The following is a 21,765-nucleotide window of genomic DNA, read 5'->3' as shown; positions in this document are numbered from 1 at the left end:
AGTTCGATGCCGATGCGTTACCGCCTGCCTGCCCTCGCCGCCCTGACCACGCTATGCGTGGCCGCCTGTGCTTCCACTGCCGGATCCACCACCGCGGCGCCCGCCTCGGTCAAGGTGGACGTGCCACCGGTGACGCACCCGGCCGGCGAAACCCCGCAATGGTGGTACCGCTCCGGCGCGGCACGTGCGGCCGGCAACGGCGCGATGGCCGGCAAGGCACGCAACGTGATCCTGTTCCTGGGCGATGGCATGAGCCTGACCACGGTGGCCGCCGCACGCATCCTGGACGGCCAGCGCAAGGGCGGCCCGGGCGAAGAGAATCTGCTGTCGTGGGAGCAATTCCCCGCCACCGCCTTCAGCAAGACCTACAACACCGATTCGCAGACCCCCGACTCGGCCGGCACCATGACCGCGATCACCACCGGGGTGAAGTCGCACATGGGCGCGATCGGGGTCAGCAGCGGCAACCGCAGCGACTGTGCCGACAGCCTGGGCAAGGGCCTGCTGAGCTGGCTGCAACTGGCCGACAGCGCCGGCATGGCCACTGGCGTCGTTACCACCACCCGTCTGACCCACGCCACGCCGGCGGCGACCTACGCGCATTCACCGGAGCGCAACTGGGAAAACGACACCGACCTGCCCGAGGCCGCCCGCACCGCCGGCTGCCAGGACATCGCCCAGCAATTGCTCTCCACTGCACGCTTCGGGCGTGGCCCGCAGGTGGTGCTCGGCGGCGGCCGCAGCCAGTTCCAGACCGTGCAGGAGCGCGACCCCGAGTACGACGACAAGGTCGGCCTGCGCCTGGACGGGCGCGACCTGGTGGCCGAGTGGAAGCAGTCCCACCCGCAAGGCGCCTACGTGTGGAACCAACAGCAATTGCAGGCCGCCGCTGGCGCACCGGCGCTGCTGGGCCTGTTCGAGCCCGATCACATGCAGTTCGACCATGACCGCAACCGCACGCCGCAAGGCGAGCCCAGCCTGACCGAGATGACCCGCACCGCGATCCAGTCGCTGTCGCGCGACCCGAACGGTTTTGTGCTGATGGTCGAAGGCGGCCGTATCGATCACGCCAACCACGCCGGCAATGCCTACCGCGCGCTGGATGAAACCGTCTCGCTGTCGGATGCGGTGCGCACCGCCGTGCAGACGGCGCCGCCGGACACGCTGATCATCGTCACCGCCGACCATTCGCACACGCTCAACTTCGTGGGCTACCCGGTGCGTGGCAACCCGATCCTGGGCAAGGTGCGCGGCACCGGCGGCGAAGAAGGCGACCGCACCCAGCTGGCCACCGATCTGGCCGGCCAGCCCTACACCACCCTCAGCTACGCCAATGGCCCCGGCCATACCGGCGCGACCAACGCACAGCCGGCCGGGCCGAAAAAGTATCCGCACGAGCCCAGCAGCAGCGAGCCGGCCCACGGTCGCCCCGACCTCACCCATGTTGATACCGAGGCGCCCAGCTACATGCAGGAATCGCTGGTGCCGACCAAGTCCGAAAGCCACGGCGGCGAAGACGTCGGCATCTGGGCCACCGGCCCGGGCAGCGCGGCGTTCCACGGCACGCTGGAAGAGAACGTGATCTACCACGTCATCGTCCAGGCCACACCGCGTCTGCGCGAGCGCCTGTGCAAGGCCGGCACCTGCGACAGCGCCGGGGTGCCGGTGAACCTGCCCGCACCCGCCACCTTCGAGCGCGCGACCCAGCGCTGATGGCCGAGCCCACCGCGCACAACCGGTGCGGTGCGCGGCCGGCAGCGGTCGGCGTCATGACGGGCGTGGCCTGACGTGGACGTGATGCAGGCAGCCGGGTTGATCCCCGCCACCCCACCGGCACCGGTGCTGGTCGCCTACAGCGGTGGTATGGATTCGGCCGTGTTGCTGCATGCCCTGGCCGCCACCCCCGGCTACCGCGAGGCCGGCCTGCGCGCCGTGCATGTCCACCATGGACTGCATGCGGATGCTGACGCCTGGGCGCTGCACTGCCAACAGCAGTGCGCGGCCTTGGGGATTGCCCTGCACATCGTGCGCGTGCAGGTGGCACGCGACAGCGGTAGCGGGCTGGAAGCGGCCGCACGCGCCGCGCGGCATGCGGCCTTTGCAGCGACCCTGGCAGCGGGTGAGTGGCTGGCACTGGCGCATCACCGTGACGACCAGGCCGAAACCTTCCTGCTGCGCGCGCTGCGCGCTTCCGGCCCTGACGGACTGGCGGCGATGCGTCCGCAGCGCCCGTTCGGCCCGGGCACGCTGTGGCGGCCGTTGCTCGGCCACGCACGCGCCGATTTGGCGGCCTATGCGCAGGCGCATGCAGTGCGCTGGATCGACGACCCCAGCAATACCGATCCGCAGCACGACCGCAATTTCCTGCGCACGCAGGTTCTGCCGGCGCTGCAGCAGCGCTGGCCGCTGGCGGCCGATGCACTGGCCCGCAGCGCGCAGCTGTGCGGCGATGCCAGCACCCTGCTGCACGACGACGACGTCAACCTGCTGCCCACCGTCTGCAACAGCGCCGGCGCCCTGGAGCTGCAGCCATTGCGCAGCCATTCCCCCGCGCGCCGCGCACGCCTGTTGCGCGCCTGGGTGGCCGCTGCGCACGCGCCGCCGCTGCCGGCGCAGGGCGTGCACGCACTTGAACGCGAGATCGCCACCACGCAGCCGGATCGGCAGACCTGCTTTGCCTGGCAACAGACAGAAATTCGCCGCTGGCGTCAGCAGCTGTACCTGCTCAGTGCGCGCGCGACGTGGCCAGCGCAGTGGCAGGCCGAGTGGAACGGCGACAGCACACTGTTATTGCCCGACGGCGCGCAACTGCAACTGCGCGGCACGCCGGGCTTGCGCTTCGAGCAGCCACTGCAGGTGCGCGCGCGCCAGGGCGGCGAGCGCATCGTGCTGCCGGGCCGGACCCATTCGCATCAGCTCAAACATCTGCTGCAGCAATCAGACCTGCCGCCGTGGGAACGCACGCGCCTGCCCTTGTTGTGGGCCGGCGAGACATTGCTGGCCGCCGGTGATCAGATCGTGTCTGCCACGCTGGACCAGTGGTTGCGTGCGCACGCCGCGCGCCTGCAGTGGCGCAGCGCTGCACCCGCGAATTGACCCGCCTGCGCGCGCGCCGCACACTTTGTCGATGGCCAAGAAGTCTTTGAACGAATCCTCCCCCGTCGCCCGCTTCGAACAGTCGCTGGAAGAACTCGAGCAACTGGTGCAGAAGATGGAAGTGGGCGAGATGAGCCTGGAGCAGTCGCTCACCGCCTACGAGCGCGGCATCGGGCTGTACCGCGATTGCCAGCAGGCGCTGGAACAGGCGGAATTGCGCGTGCGTCTGGTGACCGACCCCGCACGCCCCGAACAGGCAGAAGCATTCGAGCCGCCGTCGCTGGATGGCGGCTGAGTGAGCGCGGCGTTGTTTGAGCGCTGGCTTGCACGCACCGAACGGCAGCTGGACGCCTGCCTTCCCAGCCCCGCCCTCGCCCCGCAGCGTTTGCACGCGGCCATGCGCCACGCCGTGCTTGGTGGCGGCAAGCGCATGCGTCCGCTGCTGGTCTATGCAAGCGGCGCCTTGTTCGGCGCCGAAGAAGGCAGCCTGGACGCGCCGGCGGTGGCGGTAGAACTGATCCACGCGTATTCGCTGGTGCACGATGACCTGCCGGCCATGGACGATGACGCGCTGCGTCGCGGCCGCCCCACGGTGCACATCGCCTTCGACGAAGCCACCGCGATCCTGGCCGGCGATGCCTTGCAGGCACGCGCGTTCGAACTGCTGGCCGAGGCGCCGGCAGATGCGGCACTGCGGGTGGGCTGGTTGCAGAGCCTGGCATCTGCCGCCGGTGCGGCCGGCATGTGTGGCGGCCAAGCGCTGGATATCGACGCCACCGGGCAGGTGCAGGCGCTGGAGGCACTGCAGCGCATGCATGCGCTCAAGACCGGTGCGCTGATCCGTGCCGCGGTGCGCATGGGCGTGCTGACCGGCGGCGCGGGTATTGCCGACCAGCAGCGTCTGGATGCGTTTGCCGACGCGCTGGGGCTCGCGTTCCAGGTGCGTGACGACATCCTGGATGTGGAATCAAGCTCCGCCCAGCTCGGCAAGACCGCCGGCAAGGATGCGGCGCAGTCCAAGTCCACCTACCCCGCCTTGCTGGGCATGGACGGCGCCAAAACCAAGCTGGCGGAACTGGCCAGCCATATGCACGCACTGTTGCTGCCCTACGGCGAATCCGGCGCCACCTTGGCCAGCCTCGGCCGCTTCGCGGTCGACCGCGCCCACTAGATACGGCTAACCAGGCCTCACGCGCGGCTGCCGAGCGCGTGTGATGGCGCGTGGATGCCGAGCATCTGCGGACTCCAACGCATCGCTCCGCACCACATCGCCGCCCAGCCAGACGCCAACGCAAACACGGCGGCCGCCGCATGCATCACCTCCCGGTGTTCGCGTTACGCGACACGTTTGCGCATTCCGTGCGCCACCGCACGGTCGATCACGCGGATCCATTCAGGCAACAGGCGCGCCTGGTCACAAAACGGCACATTGGTCGCCACAGTTTGTGTCAGCCGGCGACACACAGGCACCACGATTCCATGACCGACGGCACGCTTTATTGCTGAATTATCTACACCAGTGATGTATCCGGATGCATAACCCATGCGCTACATCCAGAAATATTGCTAATTGAACGACTTGTCGCGTCCGCTCGCTCTGCCTAGGTTTGGCCTGCCCGCGCTTGCGGGCATCCCCCGACCAAGGAGAGTCACTGGTGAAGAATGTTTTTCTTGCATCGTTTGCAGCAGGCACGCTGGCCGTCGTCGGCGTGCTCGGTTCGGCGCAGGCACAGTCCGTGCGCGGACCGGTTCCGTTGACCATCGAACTGGCGCCAGTGGCCGACCAGGCCGGGCGACATCAAGGCAGGATCGCGGTCACCGTCACCAACAACGGCAGCCAGGTCGCCCGCGTTCCGACCTATCAGCTGCCGCTGAAGTCGCTGGACAACGGCATCCTGGAAGTGAGCCGCGACGGCAAGCCGGTGGACTACACCGGGCGCCTGGTCAAGCGCGGCCTGCCCAAGGCAGCCGACTTCACCATCCTGCAGCCGGGCCAGAGTGTCCAGGGCGAGGTGGATCTGGCCGGTGCCTATGACCTGTCCACCAGCGGCAACTACACCATCCAGGTGCGCTCGTCGCTGCAGTACGCCTCGCTGTCCGATGGCAGCCTGATGAAGGCCGCAAACGGCCTGCCGGCAGTGGCCACCAGCACCCCGCTCACCGTCTGGCTGGATGGCGCGCGGCGTGGCGTGGCGTACAGCGCCAGCTCGCAATCGGCCCGACCGCCGTGGTCAACGGCATCAACTATCTCAACTGCAGCACCACCCGCACCAACCAGGCCGCCAGTGGCGTCGCTGCCGCGCGTAATTACTCGCAGAACGCGCGTACCTACCTCAACGGCGGCAGCACCGGGGCGCGCTACACCACCTGGTTCGGCACCTACAACGCCGCGCGCTACAGCCGGGTCAGCTCCAACTTCGTCAACATCGACAACGCGCTGGACCAGAACAATGGCCAGCTGACGATCAACTGCAGCTGCGAAGCGGATCTGGCGGACGCCTTCGCTTACGTCTATCCGAACCAGCCGTACGAGATCCATGTCTGCAACGCGTTCTGGAGCGCGTCGACAACCGGCACCGACTCCAAGGCCGGCACGCTGGTGCACGAGACCAGCCACTTCACCGTGGTGGCCGGCACCCAGGACCGCGTGTATGGTCAGTCCGGCGCACGCAGCCTGGCGATCAGCAACCCGGCCCAGGCGATCACCAATGCCGACAGCCACGAGTACTTTGCCGAGAACACCCCGGCGCAGAACTGATTGCGTGACTTTCTAAAAACGCCAAAGGCCCGGCATGACTGCCGGGCCTTTGTTTTACGCGTAATCAAGAATTACTTGATCAGGCGCAGCGTGAACGGATAGCGGTAGCTCTCGCCGCTGTTGGCCTTGACCGCCGCCAGGATGCAGAGCACCAGGTTGGCGACCCACACCAGCGTCGGCACGAAGAACAGGATGCCGAACGACACGATGGTCAGGATCACCGCAGCCACGTAGGCAATGATCACGGTGATCTGGAAGTTCAGCGCTTCCTTGGCCTGGTCGGTGGCAAACGGCTTGGACGGGCTGGCGTCCTTGCTGATCAGCCAGATCACCAGCGCGCCGATGAAGGACGTCAGGATGCCCAGCAGGTGCGCGGCCAGTGCCAGCGTGCGCTCTTCCGAGGGCGTGCCGGTGCTGATCGGCGGCGGTGGTGGCGCGGCGTGTGTGTCGAACTCGCTCATCATGTCTCCCCATGCATGGTTGTGGTGTGCGGCGGACTATAGCAACCAATCCGCGCGCCACCAGTGCGGGAAGCCATGGGTCCGCCAGCGCCGGGACGCTGGCGGGCGCAGTTACTGGGCGGGTGACTCAGCTGTCGCCGGCCACGGTCATGCGATTGATCAGCACCGAGCCGATCTTGACGTGCGAGCGCGGGTCGACATCGCTGCCCACCGCTTCGATCCCGGCAAACATGTCGCGCAGGTTGCCGGCAATGGTCAGCCCGTCGACCGGATAGGCAATCTCGCCGTTCTCGACCCAGAACCCGCCGGCACCGCGCGAATAGTCGCCGGTCACCGCGTTGACGCCGTTGCCCATCAGCTCGGTGACCAGCAGCCCGCGCGACATGCCGGCGACCATCGATGCCAGGTCGCCGGCATTGGCGGTCACCTGCAGGTTGTGCACCCCGCCGGCATTGGCGGTGGTCTGCAGCCCGAGCTTGCGCGCCGAATAGCTGCCCAGCACATAGCGCTGCAACACGCCGCCGTCGACCAAGGCCGAGCGGCGCGTGGCCACGCCTTCCCCGTCGAACGCGGCCGAGCGCAGGCCGCGACGCAGGTGCGGCAATTCCTCGATGCCGAACCACTCAGGAAACAGCTGCGTGCCGACGCTATCGAGCAGGAAGCTGGCGCGGCGGTACAGCGCACCGCCGGACACTGCACCGAGCAAGTGCCCGACAAGCGAGCGTGCCACTTCCGGCGCGAACAACACTGGCAACTGGCCGGTCGGCAGCGAGCGCGGCTGCAACCGTGCCACGGTGCGCGCGGCGGCATGCCGGCCGATCGCGTCCGGCGCTTCCAGGTCTTCGCGCGCCAGCGCACTGCTGTACCAACCATCGCGCTGCATGCCATCGCCCTGCCCGGCAATCAGCGCGCAGCTGATCGAATGGTGGGTGCCGCGCTCGCGCCCGATGAATCCGTGCGAGTTGGCGTACACCGACAGGCTGAGCCCGGTGCTGGCCGAGGCGCCGTCGGAGTTACTGATCCGCGTATCGGCCTGCCGGCCGGCGTTTTCGCAGGCCAGCGCCAGATCCACGGCGGTGTCGGCGTCCAGCGCCCATGGGTGCCAGCTGTCCAGCTCGGGAAAGTCGCGCGCCATCAGCTCCGCATCGGCCAGGCCGGCGGCGGGGTCGTCTTCGGTGTAGCGGGCAATGGCGCAGGCCTGCGCAACGGTGGCCTCCAGGCTGGATTCCTGCAGGTCGGCGGTGCTCGCACTGCCCTTGCGCTTGCCGAAGTACACCGTGACCGCAATGCCGCGGTCGCGCGTGGACTCGACGGTTTCCACCTCGCCCAGCCGCACGTTCACGTCCAGACCGCGTTCTTCGCTGCAGCTCACTTCGGCCTGGGTCGCGCCGGCGGCGCGGGCGCGCTCGAGCAGCCGCTGAGAGATGTCGGTGAGTGCCTCCAGGAGCTGCAGGCTGTCGTCGGTCACACGGGTTTCGGAGGAGAGTGCGTTCAATGCTTTATCCTTTGGATGCGGATCCGTCCGCGAAAGCCCGGCCATCGTGGCCGGACTGTCTGAATTTGGATGCGGATCCTTCCGCAGAATGCTCGGCCATCCATGGCCGCAGTGTCTGAATTTGGTGCGGAGGCTTCCGCCGGAGTCCGGCCGTTCATGGCCGGAAATTTAACTAAACACGTTTTGGGATGTAGTGGCATGCGCGGACGCGATGAAGATACCGGTGAATTTCGTGGCGCCAGCCGCAGCCAGCAACGGCGCGAGGCGTTGGAAATTTTCGACCTGGGCGAAAAACTGGTGGCGCTCACCCCGACGCAGCTGGCCAAGTTGCCGGTGCCCGAATCGTTGATCCCGCATATCGAAGAGAGCAAGCGCATCACCTCGCATATCGCGCACAAGCGCCAGCTGGCGTTTCTGGCCAAGCACATGCGCCGCGAGGACGACGAAACCCTGGATGCGATCCGCGATGCGCTGGATGCCAACAGCGATACCGCTCGCCGCGAAGTGGCGGCGATTCACCGCGTCGAACGCTGGCGCGAGCGCCTGCTCGCCGAAGGCGACGTCGCGCTGGCCGAACTGCTGGAAGCCTACCCGGCCGCCGACCGCCAGCAACTGCGTCAACTGGTGCGCAACGCGATCCACGAGCGGGCCAAGAACAAGCCGCCGCGCGCCTACCGTGAGCTGTTCCAGGTACTGCGTGATCTGTCTCAGAAGCCGGGATTGGAGAGTGGGGATGCGGGATTGGAAGACGAAGAGTCGGCGTCGGAAAACGACGAATAAGGCTCCGCCCGATCCATCCAGCCCCGCAGCGGCCATCCCTGCCGTTGCGATTCTCTGCTCCTGACTCTCGATGCCCCTCCGCTGAACCGGCAAACCGCAACCGCCCGACGCACTACTCTGCGCCCTTGCCGTTGCGATTCCCCACTCCCGATTCCCGATTCCCGGCATCTCAGGCCTGCGTTCCGCCCACGGTGATGCCGTCGATCAGCAGCGATGGCTGACCCACGCCGACCGGCACGCTCTGCCCGTCCTTGCCGCAGACGCCCACGCCTTCGTCCAGGGCCAGATCGTTGCCGATCATGCGCACCTTCTGCATGGTTTCCGGGCCATTGCCGATCAGGGTGGCGCCCTTCACCGGCGCGGTGACCTTGCCGCCTTCGATCAGGTACGCTTCGGTTGCGGAGAACACGTACTTGCCGCTGGTGATGTCGACCTGGCCGCCACCGAAGTTGACCGCATAGATACCCTTCTTGACCGAGCGGATCATCTCCTGCGGATCATGCTCGCCGGCACGCATGTAGGTATTGGTCATGCGCGGCATGGTCAGGTGCGCGAAGGATTCGCGGCGGCCATTGCCGGTGGGCGCCACGCCCATCAGACGCGCGTTGTGGGTGTCCTGCATATAGCCGACCAGCACGCCGTCTTCGATCAGCGTGGTGCACTGGCTGGGCGTGCCTTCGTCATCGATATTGAGCGAGCCGCGGCGTCCATCCAGGGTGCCGTCATCGACGATGGTCACGCCCTTGGAGGCCACGCGCTCGCCGATGCGGCCGGCGTACACGCTGGTGCCCTTGCGATTGAAGTCGCCTTCCAGCCCATGGCCCACCGCTTCGTGCAGCAGCACGCCCGGCCAGCCCGGCCCCAGCACCACCGGCATCACGCCGGCCGGCGCGGGAATCGCATCCAGGTTGACCAGCGCCTGGCGCAATGCTTCACGCGCAAAACCTTCCGGGCGTCCGTCAGCGAACAGCTCGGCATAGCCGTAACGGCCACCGCCACCGGAATAGCCGGACTCGCGGCGGCCGCCGTGTTCGACGATCACCTGCACGTTCAAGCGCACCAGCGGACGCACGTCGGCGGCCAGCACACCGTCGCTGCGCGCGATCAGTACCGTGTCCACGCCGCCGGACAAACTCACCATCACCTGCTTGACGCGCGAGTCCGCAGCGCGCAGGTACTGGTCGATGCGGCGCAGCAGGTCCACCTTGGTGGCGCTGTCCATGTCGTCGATCGGGTCGGTGGCCGGATACAGCGCACGGCCGTTGCCGCGCACCAGCGTGCGGGTGGATTGCGCGCCGCCATCGCGCGAGATCGCGCGCGCCGACTGGGCCGCTTCCAGCAAGGCTTCGCGCTGGATGTCGTCGGAATAGGCGAAGCCGGTTTTTTCGCCAGAGATGGCGCGCACGCCCACGCCTTGTTCGATGGAATGCGCACCGTCCTTGACGATGCCGTCTTCCACGCTCCAGCTCTCGCGTCGCGAATGCTGGAAGTACAGGTCGCCGAAGTCGATGCCGGGGCCCAGCAGGGCGCCGAAGGTGCGGTCGAGGTGGCCGGTATCCAGGCCGGAAGGAAGCAGCAGCCGGGATTCGGCCAGAGTCAGGGCGGTGTCGGTCATGCTGTGAGGATGGGGGTCGCGCGCCGGGGAGACAAGTCGCGCGGCTGAACGTGGCACGCGGCTATCATCGCCAGCCCGCTGCCAGCCACCGCGCACGCATGAAACTCATTGCCCACGTTCTGGACGGACACACGCTGGATATCCGCCCCGCGCCGCACGAACGCGCCTGGATGGATGCCACCGACCAACGCTACGCCTACCGTTGCCTGCCGCTGGCCATCGCCAATGCGCATGGCTGGGAGCTGCTGTGCCAGGCCGGTTTCGAGGCGGTCTGGGATGGCGGCGATGGGCTGGGCGCGGTGGTGATCACCGCCGATGCCGGCACCGCCGCGCCGGCGATCAGCCATTTCGGCTACGGCATGCTCACCTTCCACGTGCCCTGCCTGTTTCGGACCGACGCGGGTGTGAACCTGTTCGTCAGCGGGCCGTTGAACTGCCCCAAGGACGGCATCGGTGCGCTGAGCGGCATCGTGGAAACCGACTGGAGCCCGTACACCTTCACCATGAACTGGCGTTTTACCCGACCGGGGCGCGTGCGTTTCGAGGCGGGCGAGCCGTTTTGCCATCTGTTCCCGCTGCAGCGGCAGTTGATCGAACAGGTGCAGCCGCAGTGGCAGCCGTTGTCCGAAACGCCGGCGCTGGCGCAGCAGCATGCCGACTGGACCGACAGCCGCACCCGTTTCCTGGAGGCCTTGCCGGACGCGCAATCGGCGGCGGCGCGCGAGAAATGGCAGCGCGGCTACTTTCGTGGCGTGACTGCGCCTGCCGCTATTCACCCGTACCGGCGCGCCGTCTGACCCGCCCGCCGAGTGATCGACTGACTGCCTAGCGCGGCGCCTTGTCCGGCGCCGGCCTGGCGGGCGCACGCTCGCGCGCATCGCGGTCTACCACGTCCACCTGCGGCTCCTTCCACGGCCCGGTGACGTGATACGTCTTGGCACCAATCGCACCCAGCGGTTTGCCGAGCACCGCATTGGCGGCCGCGCCGACCGCCGCGCCCACCGGGCCACCGGCCACCGCGCCCACCACCGTGAGCAGATTGCCGGCCTTGGGGTTCACGTCCACGGTCTGGTCGAAGGTCTGCGCACGCAGGTCGGTCTGCCCGCGAATGGCGATGTCGGCGGCCGGGCCTTCGATCCGGATCGCATCGGTGCGCGCAAAGCCATCGCCAAAGCGCACTTCGCCGGCAAGCTTGTTGAACGCCAGGCCCTTGGAGAAGAAGTCGCGGAAGTCGAACATCAACCGGCGCGGCAACTGCGCCACGCTGAGCAGGCCAAGTACGCGGCCGGCGCCGGGGTCCACCTCCAGCAACTGGCCGTTGCGGGCGTCCACGGTGAGGTTGCCCTCGAGCGAGCCGAGCGCAAACCCGGTCGGCGAGCCCTGCCAGCCGGCGTTGAGTTCCAGCTGGCCTTCGCCACCGCGCAGCTGCCCGCCCAGGGTGAGGTTCTGCAGCAGATTGCCCAGGTTGCGGCTGTCCACGCGCGCAGACAGCCGCGTGCTGGCGGCCTCGCCCTTGCCGCGCCAGGCGCCGGTCAGGCCGATGTTCTGGTCGTCCGAGCGCAGTTGCAGCTGGTCCACCTGCATGCCGTCGGTCAGCCGGCTGCTGCGCAAGGTGGCAGCACCCAGGGTCATCTTGCCCACGCGCAGGTCGTCGATATCCAACGATAGCGGCGGGATCGACACCGGGTCGAACTCTGCCACCGCGCGCCGCGCCGGCTCCGGCAATGCGCCGGCGAGCGGGTCGCCAGGCTCGGGCGCGGCCGGTTCCGGCGCAGCGGCCACCGGCTGCCAGCGCACCGTGCTGAGCTTGCCCTGCACTGCGGCGCCGTCGGCATTGGGCACGGTGAGCTGGCCGGCCAGCGACGGCCCATCCAGCGTCACCGCCACCGCATCGCGGGTGGGGCGCAGGCGCAGGCGGGTTTGCGGAAAGACGCCGCCAATCATCAACAATTTATCGGCCTGCACATCCACCTGCAGCAGCGGCAGCTTTTCGCTTGGCTGTGCCGGTTGGCCGGGGAGCGGCGGCATGTCGGGCTCGGCACTGCCGCGCGCCAGGCCGATCCAGTCGATGGCATCCAGCGAGGCGGTGCGGCCATTGACCACCAGGCCATTGGCCGGCGGCCGCTCGGTCACGGTGTCGGTGCCCATCACCACGCGCACGCCGGTCTGGGTGCCCTGGCTGCTGGCCTTGACCGCCACCAGCTGGCCGAACGCCACATCGATATCGCCATTGCCCACCGGCAAAGCCACCTTGACCCGCGTGTCCAGCGGCTGCGTGGCCGGCTTGTCCAGCGGTGCGGGCAGATCCAGCGTGGTGCCGACCAACTGCGAGCGCAACGTGAGCTGTGCAGGCACATCGGGCTGCCCCGGACGCGCCAGCGGCACATCCACGCCCACCTGCCATGGCGCGCTGCCATGCACATACGGACGCAGCCATTCCATCTGCGGCGCGCGGTCGAACAGCTCCTTCGCATCCAGCGTGGCCCCGAAGCGCGCCTCGAACGCCTGCGCCGGGTCCTGCACGAAGCCGCCGGCACGCAACGCCAGCTCGCCGGTGCGGCCCTGGTGCTGCACGCTCAGATGCTCGGCGCCGAAGCCGCTGTCGCGGTACTCGGCCTGCCCGCTGACCTGATCGAAGGCCAGGTTCCAGCGCGCGTCGGCCAGCTTGGCGCCCTGCAGCGCAACGGTGCCCTGCAGATGCCCGCCCACGCCCTTGGTGCGTAACGGGCGCAGCAGATCGAAGGTGACCGCGGCCGGGCCGGAGGTGGTGAGGTTGCGCAAGGTATCGCCATAGCGGCGCTCCAGCGGGCTGCTGCGCAACATGCCCAGCAACTGCGCAGTGTCAGCCTGGGTGGAGGCGCGCACATAGAGCTCGGAGGTGGCGAAATTCGGGATACCGGCCTCGAACTGCGCCACCGGCGTGCCGGCCAGCGCGCCGCTGCCTTGCAGCGAGAAACCATTGCCGATGAAGCGCAGATCGGCCTGCACCTGGGTCATCGCCGGCCAGTCCGGCTGGAAGCGGATCTCGCCATCGCGGATCTGCCCGAAGGCTTCGAAGCGGCCATCGTTGTTGTCGAACGGCCAGTCGTCCAGGTCACCGCTGACCAGGCCGGTGCCGCCGGTGATCACGCCGCCGGCCACGGCCATGTCGAGCCAGTCGATGGCGGCCTTGCTCATCTTCGAACGGATCCAGAACTTGCGCGCCACCGGCAGTGCGGCGTCATCCAGCTGCGCCGCCAGGGAGATGCGTGGCCGGGTGCCATCGTTCTCAAACCACATCCCGCCGCGCAGGTTGGCGCCGTAGTCCTTGGCCTGCACCCGCAGCGCCGGCGTGGCGACCTGCCAGCCGTCACCGTCGCGCCAGCCAACGATGCTGCCGGCCAGTTGCACTTCGTGCACCACGCCAAAGCCGGTAGGCCAGTCGAAGCGCAGCGTGGCATCGGGCGCAGTTTGCAGCGCGATCGCCTGCGCATCGCCGTCGAAGTGCCCGCGCAGGCCGCTGATACCCGGCGATTTCCCGACCGGCTGGAATGCCAGTTCCTCCACCTGCCCCTGCGCGCGCACCGCGCCGCCCTGCTCGCCCGCCAGCTGCAGCTTGCTCACGCGCAACTGCGGCCTGGACAACGCCAACCAGCGGCGCAGGCCCGGCGACAGCTGGTCGCTCAGCGCAGCGGCGGCGATCAGCCCGGACACATCCAGTGCATCGCCCACCACCGCATAACGGCGCCCGGCGGCGATGCTCAGGCCGTCGAGATGCTGCAGCGTGTTCGCGCTGCCCAGCCGCAGCTGTGGTGCATCCAGCTGCCAGCCACCCGCCACGGTCTGCCAGCGCGCACGCGCCTGCAGGCGTTCCCACTTGAGCGTGCGGCGCGCCGATTCGCCAGCCAACGGCGCTCCCGACAATTGCACCTGGGTGAGGTCGGCCACCACGGTGACCGCAGACACGCGGCGGGCACGCAGTTGCGCCCAGGCCTGCAGCCGTCCACTGCCGCCATCCACCCGCACGCCGCCGGCCTGCAGCAGCGACGCCCACGCGGCCAGGTCCGCCGGCGCGGCCTGCGCGTACGCGCTGCCATCGCCACTGTCGCGGTCGAACTCCAGCACCGAGGTCAGCGGCGCACGTGCCGGGTCGATCCAGCTGCGGCTGCCGACGCGCAGGGTCGCGCCCTGCACGCGCAGCCGCAGATCGATCCGTGGCAGCGTGGTGTCCAGCCCGATCGACGGCGCATCGATATGCAGCCGCGCCTCCGACACCTGGATTTCGCCTAACCGGCGCAAGGCGTCCAGGGGATCCGCATGCCGGCCACTGGGCAGCCCCTGCACCGACCACACCCCGTCATCGCCACGCTGCAGGGTCAAGGCCAGCCCACGCAGGCGCACCTCGGTCAGCGCATGGCCCGGCAGCAGGCCGGCGTACATCGCCAGCACCACTTCGGCCTGACCCACACGCACGTCATCGTTGGGGCCGATGCGCAGCCCATCCAGACGCAACAACGGGCCGCGGCGGGTCCATTCGGTCTGCAGGCGGTCGAAGCGGATCGGCTGGCCGGCACGCTCGCTCAGCCACGCGGCGATCTGTTGCGGATGCTGCTCTGCCAGCGGCAGCGCCTGGCTGGCCGCGCCCACCAGCACGGCGAGCGCCACCAGCGCGAGCGCACTGGCGGTGATCGCATAACGGCGAAACAGGCGGAGACGGCGGCGCAGCGGGGTCGGCATTAACGGCGGGGAATCGGGAGTCGGGAGTCGGGAGTCGTAAGAGCACGCAGCGCCCCGTACGCACGATCATCCGTTCGCGCACTCCCCCATTCTAAGGCCGTTAACAGTATCCCGCAGAGAGCCTTTCGCTCTTCCCCCATTCCCGATTCCCGACTCTCCATTCCCTGCCTCACAGCAGCACCACGTCGAACTGCTCCTGCAGGTACTGGTCGTCGGACTGGAAGCGGATGCTCTTGCCGAGGAATTCCTCCAGTTCGGCCACCGCCGCGGATTCTTCGTCGGTGATGCGCGCCACCACCTTGGACGAGGCGATCACCAGCAGCCGCGCGGCATCGAACTGCCGCACCGCGCGGGTGATCTCGCGGAAGATTTCGTAGGTCACCGTTTCGGCGGTCTTGATGGTGCCGCGCCCGCCGCACTGGCCGCAGGTTTCCGACAACTGCCGCTCCAGGCTTTCCACGGTGCGCTTGCGGGTCATCTCCACCAGGCCCAGCGGCGAGAACTCGTACACGGTGGTCTTGGCGTGGTCGCGGGCCAATGCCTTTTCCAGCGTGCGCAACACCTGGCGCCGATGCTCGGGATCATCCATGTCGATGAAATCGATGATGATGATGCCGCCCAGGTTGCGCAGCCGCAGCTGCCGGGCCACCGCCTGCGCCGCCTCCAGATTGGTGCGGAACACGGTTTCTTCCAGATTGCGCTGGCCGACGAACGAACCGGTGTTGACGTCGATGGTGGTCATCGCTTCAGTCTGGTCGATGACCAGGTAGCCGCCGGACTTGAGCGGCACCTGCTTGTCCAGCGCGCGGCCGATTTCGTCTTCCACGCCATACAGGTCGAAGATCGGGCGGTCGCCGGTGTACAGCTCCAGCCGCTCGGCCAGCACCGGCATGTACTTGGCCACGAAGGCCTGCAGCTGCACGAACGTCTCGTTGGAGTCGACCTTGACCTTCTCCACGTCCTTGCGGATCAGGTCGCGCACCGCACGCAGCGGCAGGCTCAGGTCTTCGTAAATGATGCTGCACGCCGACGCCTCGCGGCCGCGCCGCTCGACCACGTTCCAGACCCGCGACAAATAGGCGATGTCTTCGGCCAGGGCTTCGGCCGGCTGGCCCTCGGCATTGGTGCGGATGATGTAGCCGAAGCCGCCATGCTGGGCCGAGACCTCGCTGACGATGGTCTTCAGGCGCAGGCGCTCGGCCTCGTCTTCGATCCGCGCCGAGACACCCACCACCTTGGACTGCGGCAGCAGCACCAGATACCGCGAGGGAATGCTGATCTGCGTGGTCAGCCGCGCGCCCTTGGTGCCGATCGGGTCCTTGACCACCTGCACCACGATGTCCTGGCCGTCGCGCAGCAACTCCACGATCGGCACCGAGGCGGCCAGCGGCGGCGGGATCGGGGTTTCTTCGGTATCCACCACGCTCGCGGGCGCCGGGGCCGGCCGCACCACGTCGTTGGCATGCAGGAACGCGGCGCGCTCCAGGCCCACTTCCACGAACGCAGCCTGCATGCCGGGCATCACCCGCTGCACCTTGCCCTTGTAGATATTGCCCACCACTCCGCGGCGCCAACCGCGTTCGATATGCAGCTCTTGCAACATGCCGTTCTCGATCACGGCCACGCGGGTTTCGCGGGGGGTGACGTTGACCAGGATCTCTTCCGACATCTAATGTGCTCCGAAGGCTGTGAGCAATTGCGAGGTCTGGAACAGCGGCAATCCCATCACGCCGGAATAGCTGCCAGACAAATGGGTAATGAAGCGCTCCGCACGCCCCTGGATCGCGTACGCGCCGGCCTTGCCCATGGGCTCGCCAGACGCCGCATAAGCGGCAATCTCGGTCGCATCGAGCGCATCGAAGGTGACCTCCGACACCACCAGCGCCTGCTGCGCTGGCCGTTGTGCTCCGACCAGCACCACCGCGGTGAGCACCTGGTGGGTGCGCCCGGCCAGCACCGTGAGCATGGCGATCGCATCATCGACATCGACCGGCTTGCCGAACACGCGCTCGCCGAGCACCACTTCGGTATCGGAGCCGAGCACGATGGCCTGTGCATCGTCGGCCTGCACCAGTGCCAGCCCCGCGCGCGCCTTGTCCAAGGCCACGCGGTGCACATAGTGCTCGGGCGATTCGCCCGGCGCGCGCACTTCGGGCACGTCCAGTTCCAGGGTCTGGAACGGAACGTCGAGGCGATGCAGGAGTTCGTGTCGGCGCGGCGATCGGGAGGCGAGATAGAGCATCCACCCAGCATACCTGTTGGCCGTCCCTGCACGCTTGCCTGTCGCGCCATCGCCGCGCACGATCGACTCACAGCATATTCATCGGTCCCACAACACGCTGCGCGCACAGACAAGGAGACTCCATGCGTACCACCCTCAAGCCGTTGTTGCTGGCCCTGTCCATCGCTGCCGGAACCGCCATGACCGCCCACGCCCAGACCGCTCCGAGCTACACCATTCCCAAGGATGGCACCTTGCTCAATGTGTCGGCCGAAGCAGAAGCCAAGCGCGTGCCGGACATCGCCACGGTGTCGGCCGGTGTGGTGACCCAGGCGGTGGATGGCAACGCCGCGATGCGCCAGAACGCAGAGCAGATGAGTAAGGTCATGACCGCAGTCAAGGCCGCCGGCATCGCCGACAAGGACGTGCAGACCAGCGGCATCAATCTCAATCCGCAGTACAGCTACAAAGAAAACGAAGCGCCGAAGATCATCGGCTACCAGGCCAGCAACACCGTCAGCCTCAAGGTGCGCGACATCGCCAAGCTGGGCAAGGTGCTCGATGCCCTGGTTGCGCAAGGCGCCAACGACATCAACGGCCCCAGCTTCTCGATCGACCAGCCCGAACCGGTCTACGACGAAGCCCGCGTGGCCGCGCTCAAGAAGGCGCAGGCCCGCGCCGAAACCTACGCCAAGTCGCTTGGGCTCAAGGTGCGCCGCATCGTCAGCATCTCCGAAGGCCGCAGCGGCGGTGGCGTGGTGCGCCCGATGATGATGGCCGCCTCGATGCGCTCGGCCAAGGCCGAGATGGACACCCAGGTGGCTCCGGGCGAAAGCACCCTGTCGATCACCCTGGATGTGACGTTCGAACTGGGGCGCTGATGCGCTAGCACCGCAATAGCGCGCTCAAAAAGACTGCCCGTCATGGGCAGTTTTTTTTGCCTGTTGGTCCGCCAGCGTCGTAGCTTGGCTGCGTTCGCCGGTGAACGCATGCCCATCGCGCGGCTGCAACGTGCAGCCGTTTGCAAGATGAATAGGACAAATCTGACGGTTGTGCTTAAAGACGCATGAAACTCAGAGAAATCTTTCTTTAAGCGAACGCGACCGCTCTCTAGCATCGGGTGTCAGCGCACCGTCACATTCGTTGGCGGCGCTCATCTGGAGAGAGAGATGACCCGCAATCCCGCTGTGCACCGTTCGTTGCAGCCCTCGCGCGCAGGTTACCGCCGGATCAGTGTGCTTGCGCTGGCACTCAGCGGTGCCGTAGGCATCCTGGCGAGCGGTACTGCCGCGGCGCAAAGCACCACCGCCGGTATTTACGGCACGGTGGCAGCCGGCGCCGGCGCCAGTGTGACGGTGCAGAGCAATACCGGCTTCACCCGCACCGCAACGGTGGATGCGAACGGGCGCTACACCATCGGCAACCTGCCAGTCGGCACCTACACCGTCACCTTGCAACGTGACGGAGCGGCGGTGGAAACACGCAAGGACATCGCGCTGCGGGTCGGGGCCGGCACCGATGTGTCCTTCGGCGGCAATCCGGCGTCCAGCGATGCCGCCACGCTGGGCACCATCACGGTGACCGGCAAGAACATCTCGCCGGTGGATGTGTCCGCCACCGCGTCGCGGACGGTGATCACCGCCGAGCAACTGCAACGCCTGCCCCTGGCGCGTTCCGGCGAAGCGATCGCACTGCTGTCGCCCGGCGCCGTCCAGGGCAGCGGCTATTTCGGCAACGCCATTTCCTTCGGTGGCGCAGGCGTCACCGAAAACGCCTACTACCTCAACGGGTATCTCACCTCCAATCCGTTGACCAACATCGGCGGCGTCACCCTGCCGTTCGGTGCCATCGATCAACAGGAAACCTATACCGGTGGCTACAGCGCGCGTTACGGGCGTTCGGCCGGCGGCGTGCTCAGCCAGGTCGGCAAGCGCGGCACCAACGAATGGCATTTCGGTGCACAAGTGCTGTGGCGCCCGAAGTCGCTGTCCAGCGACAACAAGAACGTGTTCTATCCCTCGACCACGCCGCCAGACGGGTATGAATACAGCGACCCGACGCTGCCGGGCAGCTTGTACCGCAGCCGCAAGGACGACCAGTTCTGGAACACGGTGTACAGCGTGTATGCCGGCGGCCCGCTGATCGAAGACCGCTTGTTCGTTTTCGTGGCCGCCGAGCAGGAGCGCAGCGAAGGTGTGACGACGGCGCGCCGCGACGACCCGGTGATTGGCCGCAACAACTACCGCATCGATGAGCCGAAGGTCTACGCCAAGGTCGACTGGAACATCAACGACAGCAACATCCTCGAACTCACCGGCATCAAAAACAACTACCGCGAAGGCGGCGCCTACAGCGACTTTCTGGGCTACGAAGGCCTGGGTGGCGATGCCGCCGACGCCTTCGCCGATACGGTCAAGGTCAACGACCGCTACTACATCGGCAAGTACACCAGCTACATCACCGACGACCTGACCTTGAGCGCGACATACGGCAAGAGCAGGCAGACAGACTTTCGCAACAATCCCAGTACTGCAGCACTTCTTTCCGGGACGAACCTGCAGGATCCGGCCATCACTGGCGGCCAGGAAATCCGCAACAACCAGACCTCCAGCCAGGCCCGGGATGGCGAAAACACCACGCGTGGTTTGCGGATCGATCTGGAGTATGTGCTGGGTGCCCACACCCTGACCGCCGGTGTGGACAACATGCACTTCGATGCAAGCAACGAAGGCGTGATCACCACCGGCCCTGGCTACACCTGGACCTATGGCCGCTCCTCGCGACCGACCTCGCCGATCAGGGCCGGGCTCGGCGTTGGCCCGGCAGGCGGCAATGGCTATTTCGTCAATCAGACCGTTTTCAATACCGCGACCAGCATGTCGGTGGAACAAAAAGCCTATTTTCTCGAAGACAAATGGCAGGTCACCGATACGCTGCTGCTGACCTTGGGCATTCGCAACGACAAGTTCACCAACTTCAATGATGCCGGTGTGGCCTACGTGTCCAGTGGCGACCAATGGGCGCCGCGTTTGGGCCTGAGCTGGGACGTGTTCGGCGATTCGTCACTCAAGGTGTATGGCAATGCAGGCCGCTACTACTTGGCACTGCCCAACAGCGTTGCGATCCGTGGCGCCTCGCCGTCCACGTTTACCAACGAGTATTTCACCTACAGCGGCATCGATGCCCAAGGCAATCCCACCGGGCTGACGCCGGTGGCGGTCGACCCGTCCGCAGGATTCACCTGCTCCGGCAATATCGTGTCGGCCGGCCTGGAATGCGGCCAGGCACCGGATGCCGCCGGCATCGCCGCCACCGACCTCAAATCGATGTACCAGGACGAGTTCATGCTCGGCTTCGACAAGACGCTGGGCGAGAACTGGGTCACCGGCGCCAAGGCCACCTACCGCACGCTGGGTGCCACCATCGACGACGTCTGCGATGCCGACCGGATGCGCACCAAGCTCACGGCCTCGGGGATCGATCCGGACAGCGTCAACGTGCCCGGCTGCATCATCTTCAATCCGGGCGAAACCAATTCCTTCAGCCTGGCCAACCTGGATGGTTCCGGTCGCACGTCGGTGTCAATGTCGCCATCGGACTGGGGCTTCGACAAGAAGGCCAAGCGCACCTATCTGGCCGTGGACCTGTTCCTGCAGCATCCGTTCGACGGCAAATGGGAAGGCCGCATCGACTACACCTGGTCGCGCAATTTCGGCAACACCGAAGGCCAGATCAAATCCGATATCGGCCAGACCGATGTCTCCAAGACGCAGGACTGGGATGCCGCTGCATTGATGTGGTATTCCGGCGGCTATCTGGCCAACGACCGTCGCCATCAGATCAAACTATACGGCTCGTATCAGATCGCACCGGAGTGGTTGATTGCCGGCAACATCCGCATTCTGTCGGGCACGCCGAAGTCATGCCTTGGCTACGTCAGCATCAACGGCATCAGCGAAGATTCCGACGCTGGCGATCCAATCGGTTACGGCTCGGCCCACCACATCTGCAATGGGCAGCCCTCGCGTCCGGGCGATGCCGGCCGCTTGCCGTGGACCAAGATCGTCGACCTGGGCCTGACCTATCGCCCCGCGTTCGCCGACAACAAGCTCGCCATGACGCTGCAGGCCTTTAATATCTTCAATGAGCGCAAGCCGCTGCAGGTCGATTCCACCTGGGAGGACGGCGCCTTCACCCTCTCCAACACCTATGGCATGGGCGCGTTTTTCACCCAGCCCCGCTACGCCATGTTCTCGGTGTCGTACGACTACTGACGTCTCTCCCGTCACTGTCGTTTCCCCAGCCCCGGAAGGGGCTGGGCTTTTCTTGATCGCCACTGCTCGCGTCGGTGTTTGCATGCGGCAATGGATCGTTTTCAGCACGCGTCGTTGCAGCCAATCGACGGCGGCGGCACGCTGACTACGCACCGCAGCTACTGGTCAATGAGGTGCGCGGGACGCAAGCACGCCCACAGCCGCTCGCACCTTCCTGACGCATCGAGCAACACGGCGGCACCTCCCACGCTTCACGCAAGCGGGCATGGCGCCGATTGCCCACGCACCATTCCACCCACGATCGACCGGCTGCTTGCAGTCGCCACCACGCGTCGCTTGTGCAGCCGTG

15 protein-coding genes and 1 pseudogene are annotated in these 21,765 nt (G+C 66.9%); 9 read left to right on the top strand and 7 right to left on the bottom strand.

Features of this window, described 5'->3' with window-relative positions; genetic code table 11:
• The first annotated feature begins 6 nt into the window (after positions 1 to 6).
• From ACD584_RS05970 to ACD584_RS05955, 4 genes are all read left to right on the top strand, one after another.
• Complete coding sequence (locus ACD584_RS05970; protein ID WP_076036722.1) at positions 7 to 1,713, top strand: alkaline phosphatase; 1,707 nt, start codon at positions 7 to 9, stop codon at positions 1,711 to 1,713.
• An 84-nt stretch (positions 1,714 to 1,797) separates the two neighbouring features.
• The gene (gene tilS, locus ACD584_RS05965; protein WP_175611838.1) at positions 1,798 to 3,096 is read left to right on the top strand and encodes a tRNA lysidine(34) synthetase TilS; all 1,299 of its coding nucleotides are present in this window, start codon (positions 1,798 to 1,800) and stop codon (positions 3,094 to 3,096) included.
• 31 nt (positions 3,097 to 3,127) lie between these two features.
• The gene (locus ACD584_RS05960) at positions 3,128 to 3,391 is read left to right on the top strand and encodes an exodeoxyribonuclease VII small subunit (protein ID WP_011037729.1); all 264 of its coding nucleotides are present in this window, start codon (positions 3,128 to 3,130) and stop codon (positions 3,389 to 3,391) included.
• Positions 3,392 to 4,267 (top strand): polyprenyl synthetase family protein, encoded by an 876-nt coding sequence (locus tag ACD584_RS05955; protein ID WP_076036720.1) that lies wholly within the window; start codon positions 3,392 to 3,394, stop codon positions 4,265 to 4,267. It abuts the gene before it with no gap.
• Positions 4,268 to 4,431: 164 nt separating this feature from the next.
• Here the strand turns inward: ACD584_RS05955 and ACD584_RS05950 are convergent, their stop codons facing one another.
• On the bottom strand, positions 4,432 to 4,641 hold the full coding sequence (locus ACD584_RS05950; RefSeq protein WP_139328377.1) for a hypothetical protein: 210 nt from the start codon (positions 4,639 to 4,641) through the stop codon (positions 4,432 to 4,434).
• A 110-nt stretch (positions 4,642 to 4,751) separates the two neighbouring features.
• On the opposite strand from ACD584_RS05950, the pseudogene ACD584_RS05945 reads away from it, so the two are divergent.
• Positions 4,752 to 5,854: pseudogene (locus ACD584_RS05945) on the top strand (M35 family metallo-endopeptidase).
• A 71-nt stretch (positions 5,855 to 5,925) separates the two neighbouring features.
• Here ACD584_RS05945 and ACD584_RS05940 read toward each other — a convergent pair.
• Together ACD584_RS05940 and pmbA are read right to left on the bottom strand one after the other, a co-directional pair.
• On the bottom strand, positions 5,926 to 6,315 hold the full coding sequence (locus ACD584_RS05940; RefSeq protein WP_040942277.1) for a DUF4870 domain-containing protein: 390 nt from the start codon (positions 6,313 to 6,315) through the stop codon (positions 5,926 to 5,928).
• Positions 6,316 to 6,442: 127 nt separating this feature from the next.
• On the bottom strand, positions 6,443 to 7,810 hold the full coding sequence (gene pmbA / locus ACD584_RS05935) for a metalloprotease PmbA (protein ID WP_076036719.1): 1,368 nt from the start codon (positions 7,808 to 7,810) through the stop codon (positions 6,443 to 6,445).
• Between the two features lie 198 nt (positions 7,811 to 8,008).
• On the opposite strand from pmbA, the gene yjgA reads away from it, so the two are divergent.
• Positions 8,009 to 8,590: a ribosome biogenesis factor YjgA gene (gene yjgA / locus ACD584_RS05930; protein WP_014508290.1), complete on the top strand. Its 582-nt coding sequence runs from the start codon at positions 8,009 to 8,011 to the stop codon at positions 8,588 to 8,590.
• Positions 8,591 to 8,759: 169 nt separating this feature from the next.
• Here the strand turns inward: yjgA and tldD are convergent, their stop codons facing one another.
• On the bottom strand, positions 8,760 to 10,205 hold the full coding sequence (tldD, locus tag ACD584_RS05925) for a metalloprotease TldD (RefSeq protein ID WP_076036718.1): 1,446 nt from the start codon (positions 10,203 to 10,205) through the stop codon (positions 8,760 to 8,762).
• A gap of 98 nt (positions 10,206 to 10,303) precedes the next feature.
• Between tldD and ACD584_RS05920 the strand changes: the two genes are divergently transcribed.
• Complete coding sequence (locus tag ACD584_RS05920; RefSeq protein ID WP_076036717.1) at positions 10,304 to 11,002, top strand: DUF6065 family protein; 699 nt, start codon at positions 10,304 to 10,306, stop codon at positions 11,000 to 11,002.
• Between the two features lie 28 nt (positions 11,003 to 11,030).
• Here the strand turns inward: ACD584_RS05920 and ACD584_RS05915 are convergent, their stop codons facing one another.
• The 3 genes from ACD584_RS05915 to ACD584_RS05905 all read right to left on the bottom strand — a co-directional run bounded on the left by ACD584_RS05915 (position 11,031) and on the right by ACD584_RS05905 (position 17,163).
• Positions 11,031 to 14,921, bottom strand: coding sequence for a YhdP family protein (locus ACD584_RS05915; protein ID WP_076036716.1), 3,891 nt, complete (start codon positions 14,919 to 14,921; stop codon positions 11,031 to 11,033).
• A gap of 169 nt (positions 14,922 to 15,090) precedes the next feature.
• The gene (gene rng / locus ACD584_RS05910) at positions 15,091 to 16,590 is read right to left on the bottom strand and encodes a ribonuclease G (RefSeq protein ID WP_076036715.1); all 1,500 of its coding nucleotides are present in this window, start codon (positions 16,588 to 16,590) and stop codon (positions 15,091 to 15,093) included.
• Positions 16,591 to 17,163, bottom strand: a complete 573-nt coding sequence (locus tag ACD584_RS05905; protein WP_076036714.1) for a Maf-like protein — start codon at positions 17,161 to 17,163, stop codon at positions 16,591 to 16,593. It lies immediately after the preceding gene.
• 122 nt (positions 17,164 to 17,285) lie between these two features.
• On the opposite strand from ACD584_RS05905, the gene ACD584_RS05900 reads away from it, so the two are divergent.
• The gene (locus ACD584_RS05900) at positions 17,286 to 18,023 is read left to right on the top strand and encodes an SIMPL domain-containing protein (protein ID WP_070690581.1); all 738 of its coding nucleotides are present in this window, start codon (positions 17,286 to 17,288) and stop codon (positions 18,021 to 18,023) included.
• A gap of 288 nt (positions 18,024 to 18,311) precedes the next feature.
• Complete coding sequence (locus ACD584_RS05895; RefSeq protein ID WP_076036713.1) at positions 18,312 to 21,416, top strand: TonB-dependent receptor domain-containing protein; 3,105 nt, start codon at positions 18,312 to 18,314, stop codon at positions 21,414 to 21,416.
• The last annotated feature ends 349 nt before the right edge of the window (positions 21,417 to 21,765 follow it).

Source organism: Xanthomonas sp. NCPPB 2922 (assembly GCF_041520885.1).
In the GTDB taxonomy this organism is placed as follows: domain Bacteria; phylum Pseudomonadota; class Gammaproteobacteria; order Xanthomonadales; family Xanthomonadaceae; genus Xanthomonas; species Xanthomonas campestris.
This window is presented reverse-complemented; position numbering and strand designations above follow the sequence as displayed.

What these genes read in the sequence shown, in the direction of transcription:
- ACD584_RS05970 (WP_076036722.1), top strand. Translation starts at nt 7, where the DNA reads ATGCCGATGCGTTACCGCCTGCCTGCCCTCGCCGCCCTGACCACGCTA.
- tilS (WP_175611838.1), top strand. Translation starts at nt 1,798, where the DNA reads ATGCAGGCAGCCGGGTTGATCCCCGCCACCCCACCGGCACCGGTGCTG.
- ACD584_RS05960 (WP_011037729.1), top strand. Translation starts at nt 3,128, where the DNA reads ATGGCCAAGAAGTCTTTGAACGAATCCTCCCCCGTCGCCCGCTTCGAA.
- ACD584_RS05950 (WP_139328377.1), bottom strand. Translation starts at nt 4,641, where the DNA reads ATGGGTTATGCATCCGGATACATCACTGGTGTAGATAATTCAGCAATA.
- ACD584_RS05940 (WP_040942277.1), bottom strand. Translation starts at nt 6,315, where the DNA reads ATGAGCGAGTTCGACACACACGCCGCGCCACCACCGCCGCCGATCAGC.
- yjgA (WP_014508290.1), top strand. Translation starts at nt 8,009, where the DNA reads ATGCGCGGACGCGATGAAGATACCGGTGAATTTCGTGGCGCCAGCCGC.
- tldD (WP_076036718.1), bottom strand. Translation starts at nt 10,205, where the DNA reads ATGACCGACACCGCCCTGACTCTGGCCGAATCCCGGCTGCTGCTTCCT.
- ACD584_RS05920 (WP_076036717.1), top strand. Translation starts at nt 10,304, where the DNA reads ATGAAACTCATTGCCCACGTTCTGGACGGACACACGCTGGATATCCGC.
- ACD584_RS05915 (WP_076036716.1), bottom strand. Translation starts at nt 14,921, where the DNA reads ATGCCGACCCCGCTGCGCCGCCGTCTCCGCCTGTTTCGCCGTTATGCG.
- rng (WP_076036715.1), bottom strand. Translation starts at nt 16,590, where the DNA reads ATGTCGGAAGAGATCCTGGTCAACGTCACCCCCCGCGAAACCCGCGTG.
- ACD584_RS05905 (WP_076036714.1), bottom strand. Translation starts at nt 17,163, where the DNA reads ATGCTCTATCTCGCCTCCCGATCGCCGCGCCGACACGAACTCCTGCAT.
- ACD584_RS05900 (WP_070690581.1), top strand. Translation starts at nt 17,286, where the DNA reads ATGCGTACCACCCTCAAGCCGTTGTTGCTGGCCCTGTCCATCGCTGCC.
- ACD584_RS05895 (WP_076036713.1), top strand. Translation starts at nt 18,312, where the DNA reads ATGACCCGCAATCCCGCTGTGCACCGTTCGTTGCAGCCCTCGCGCGCA.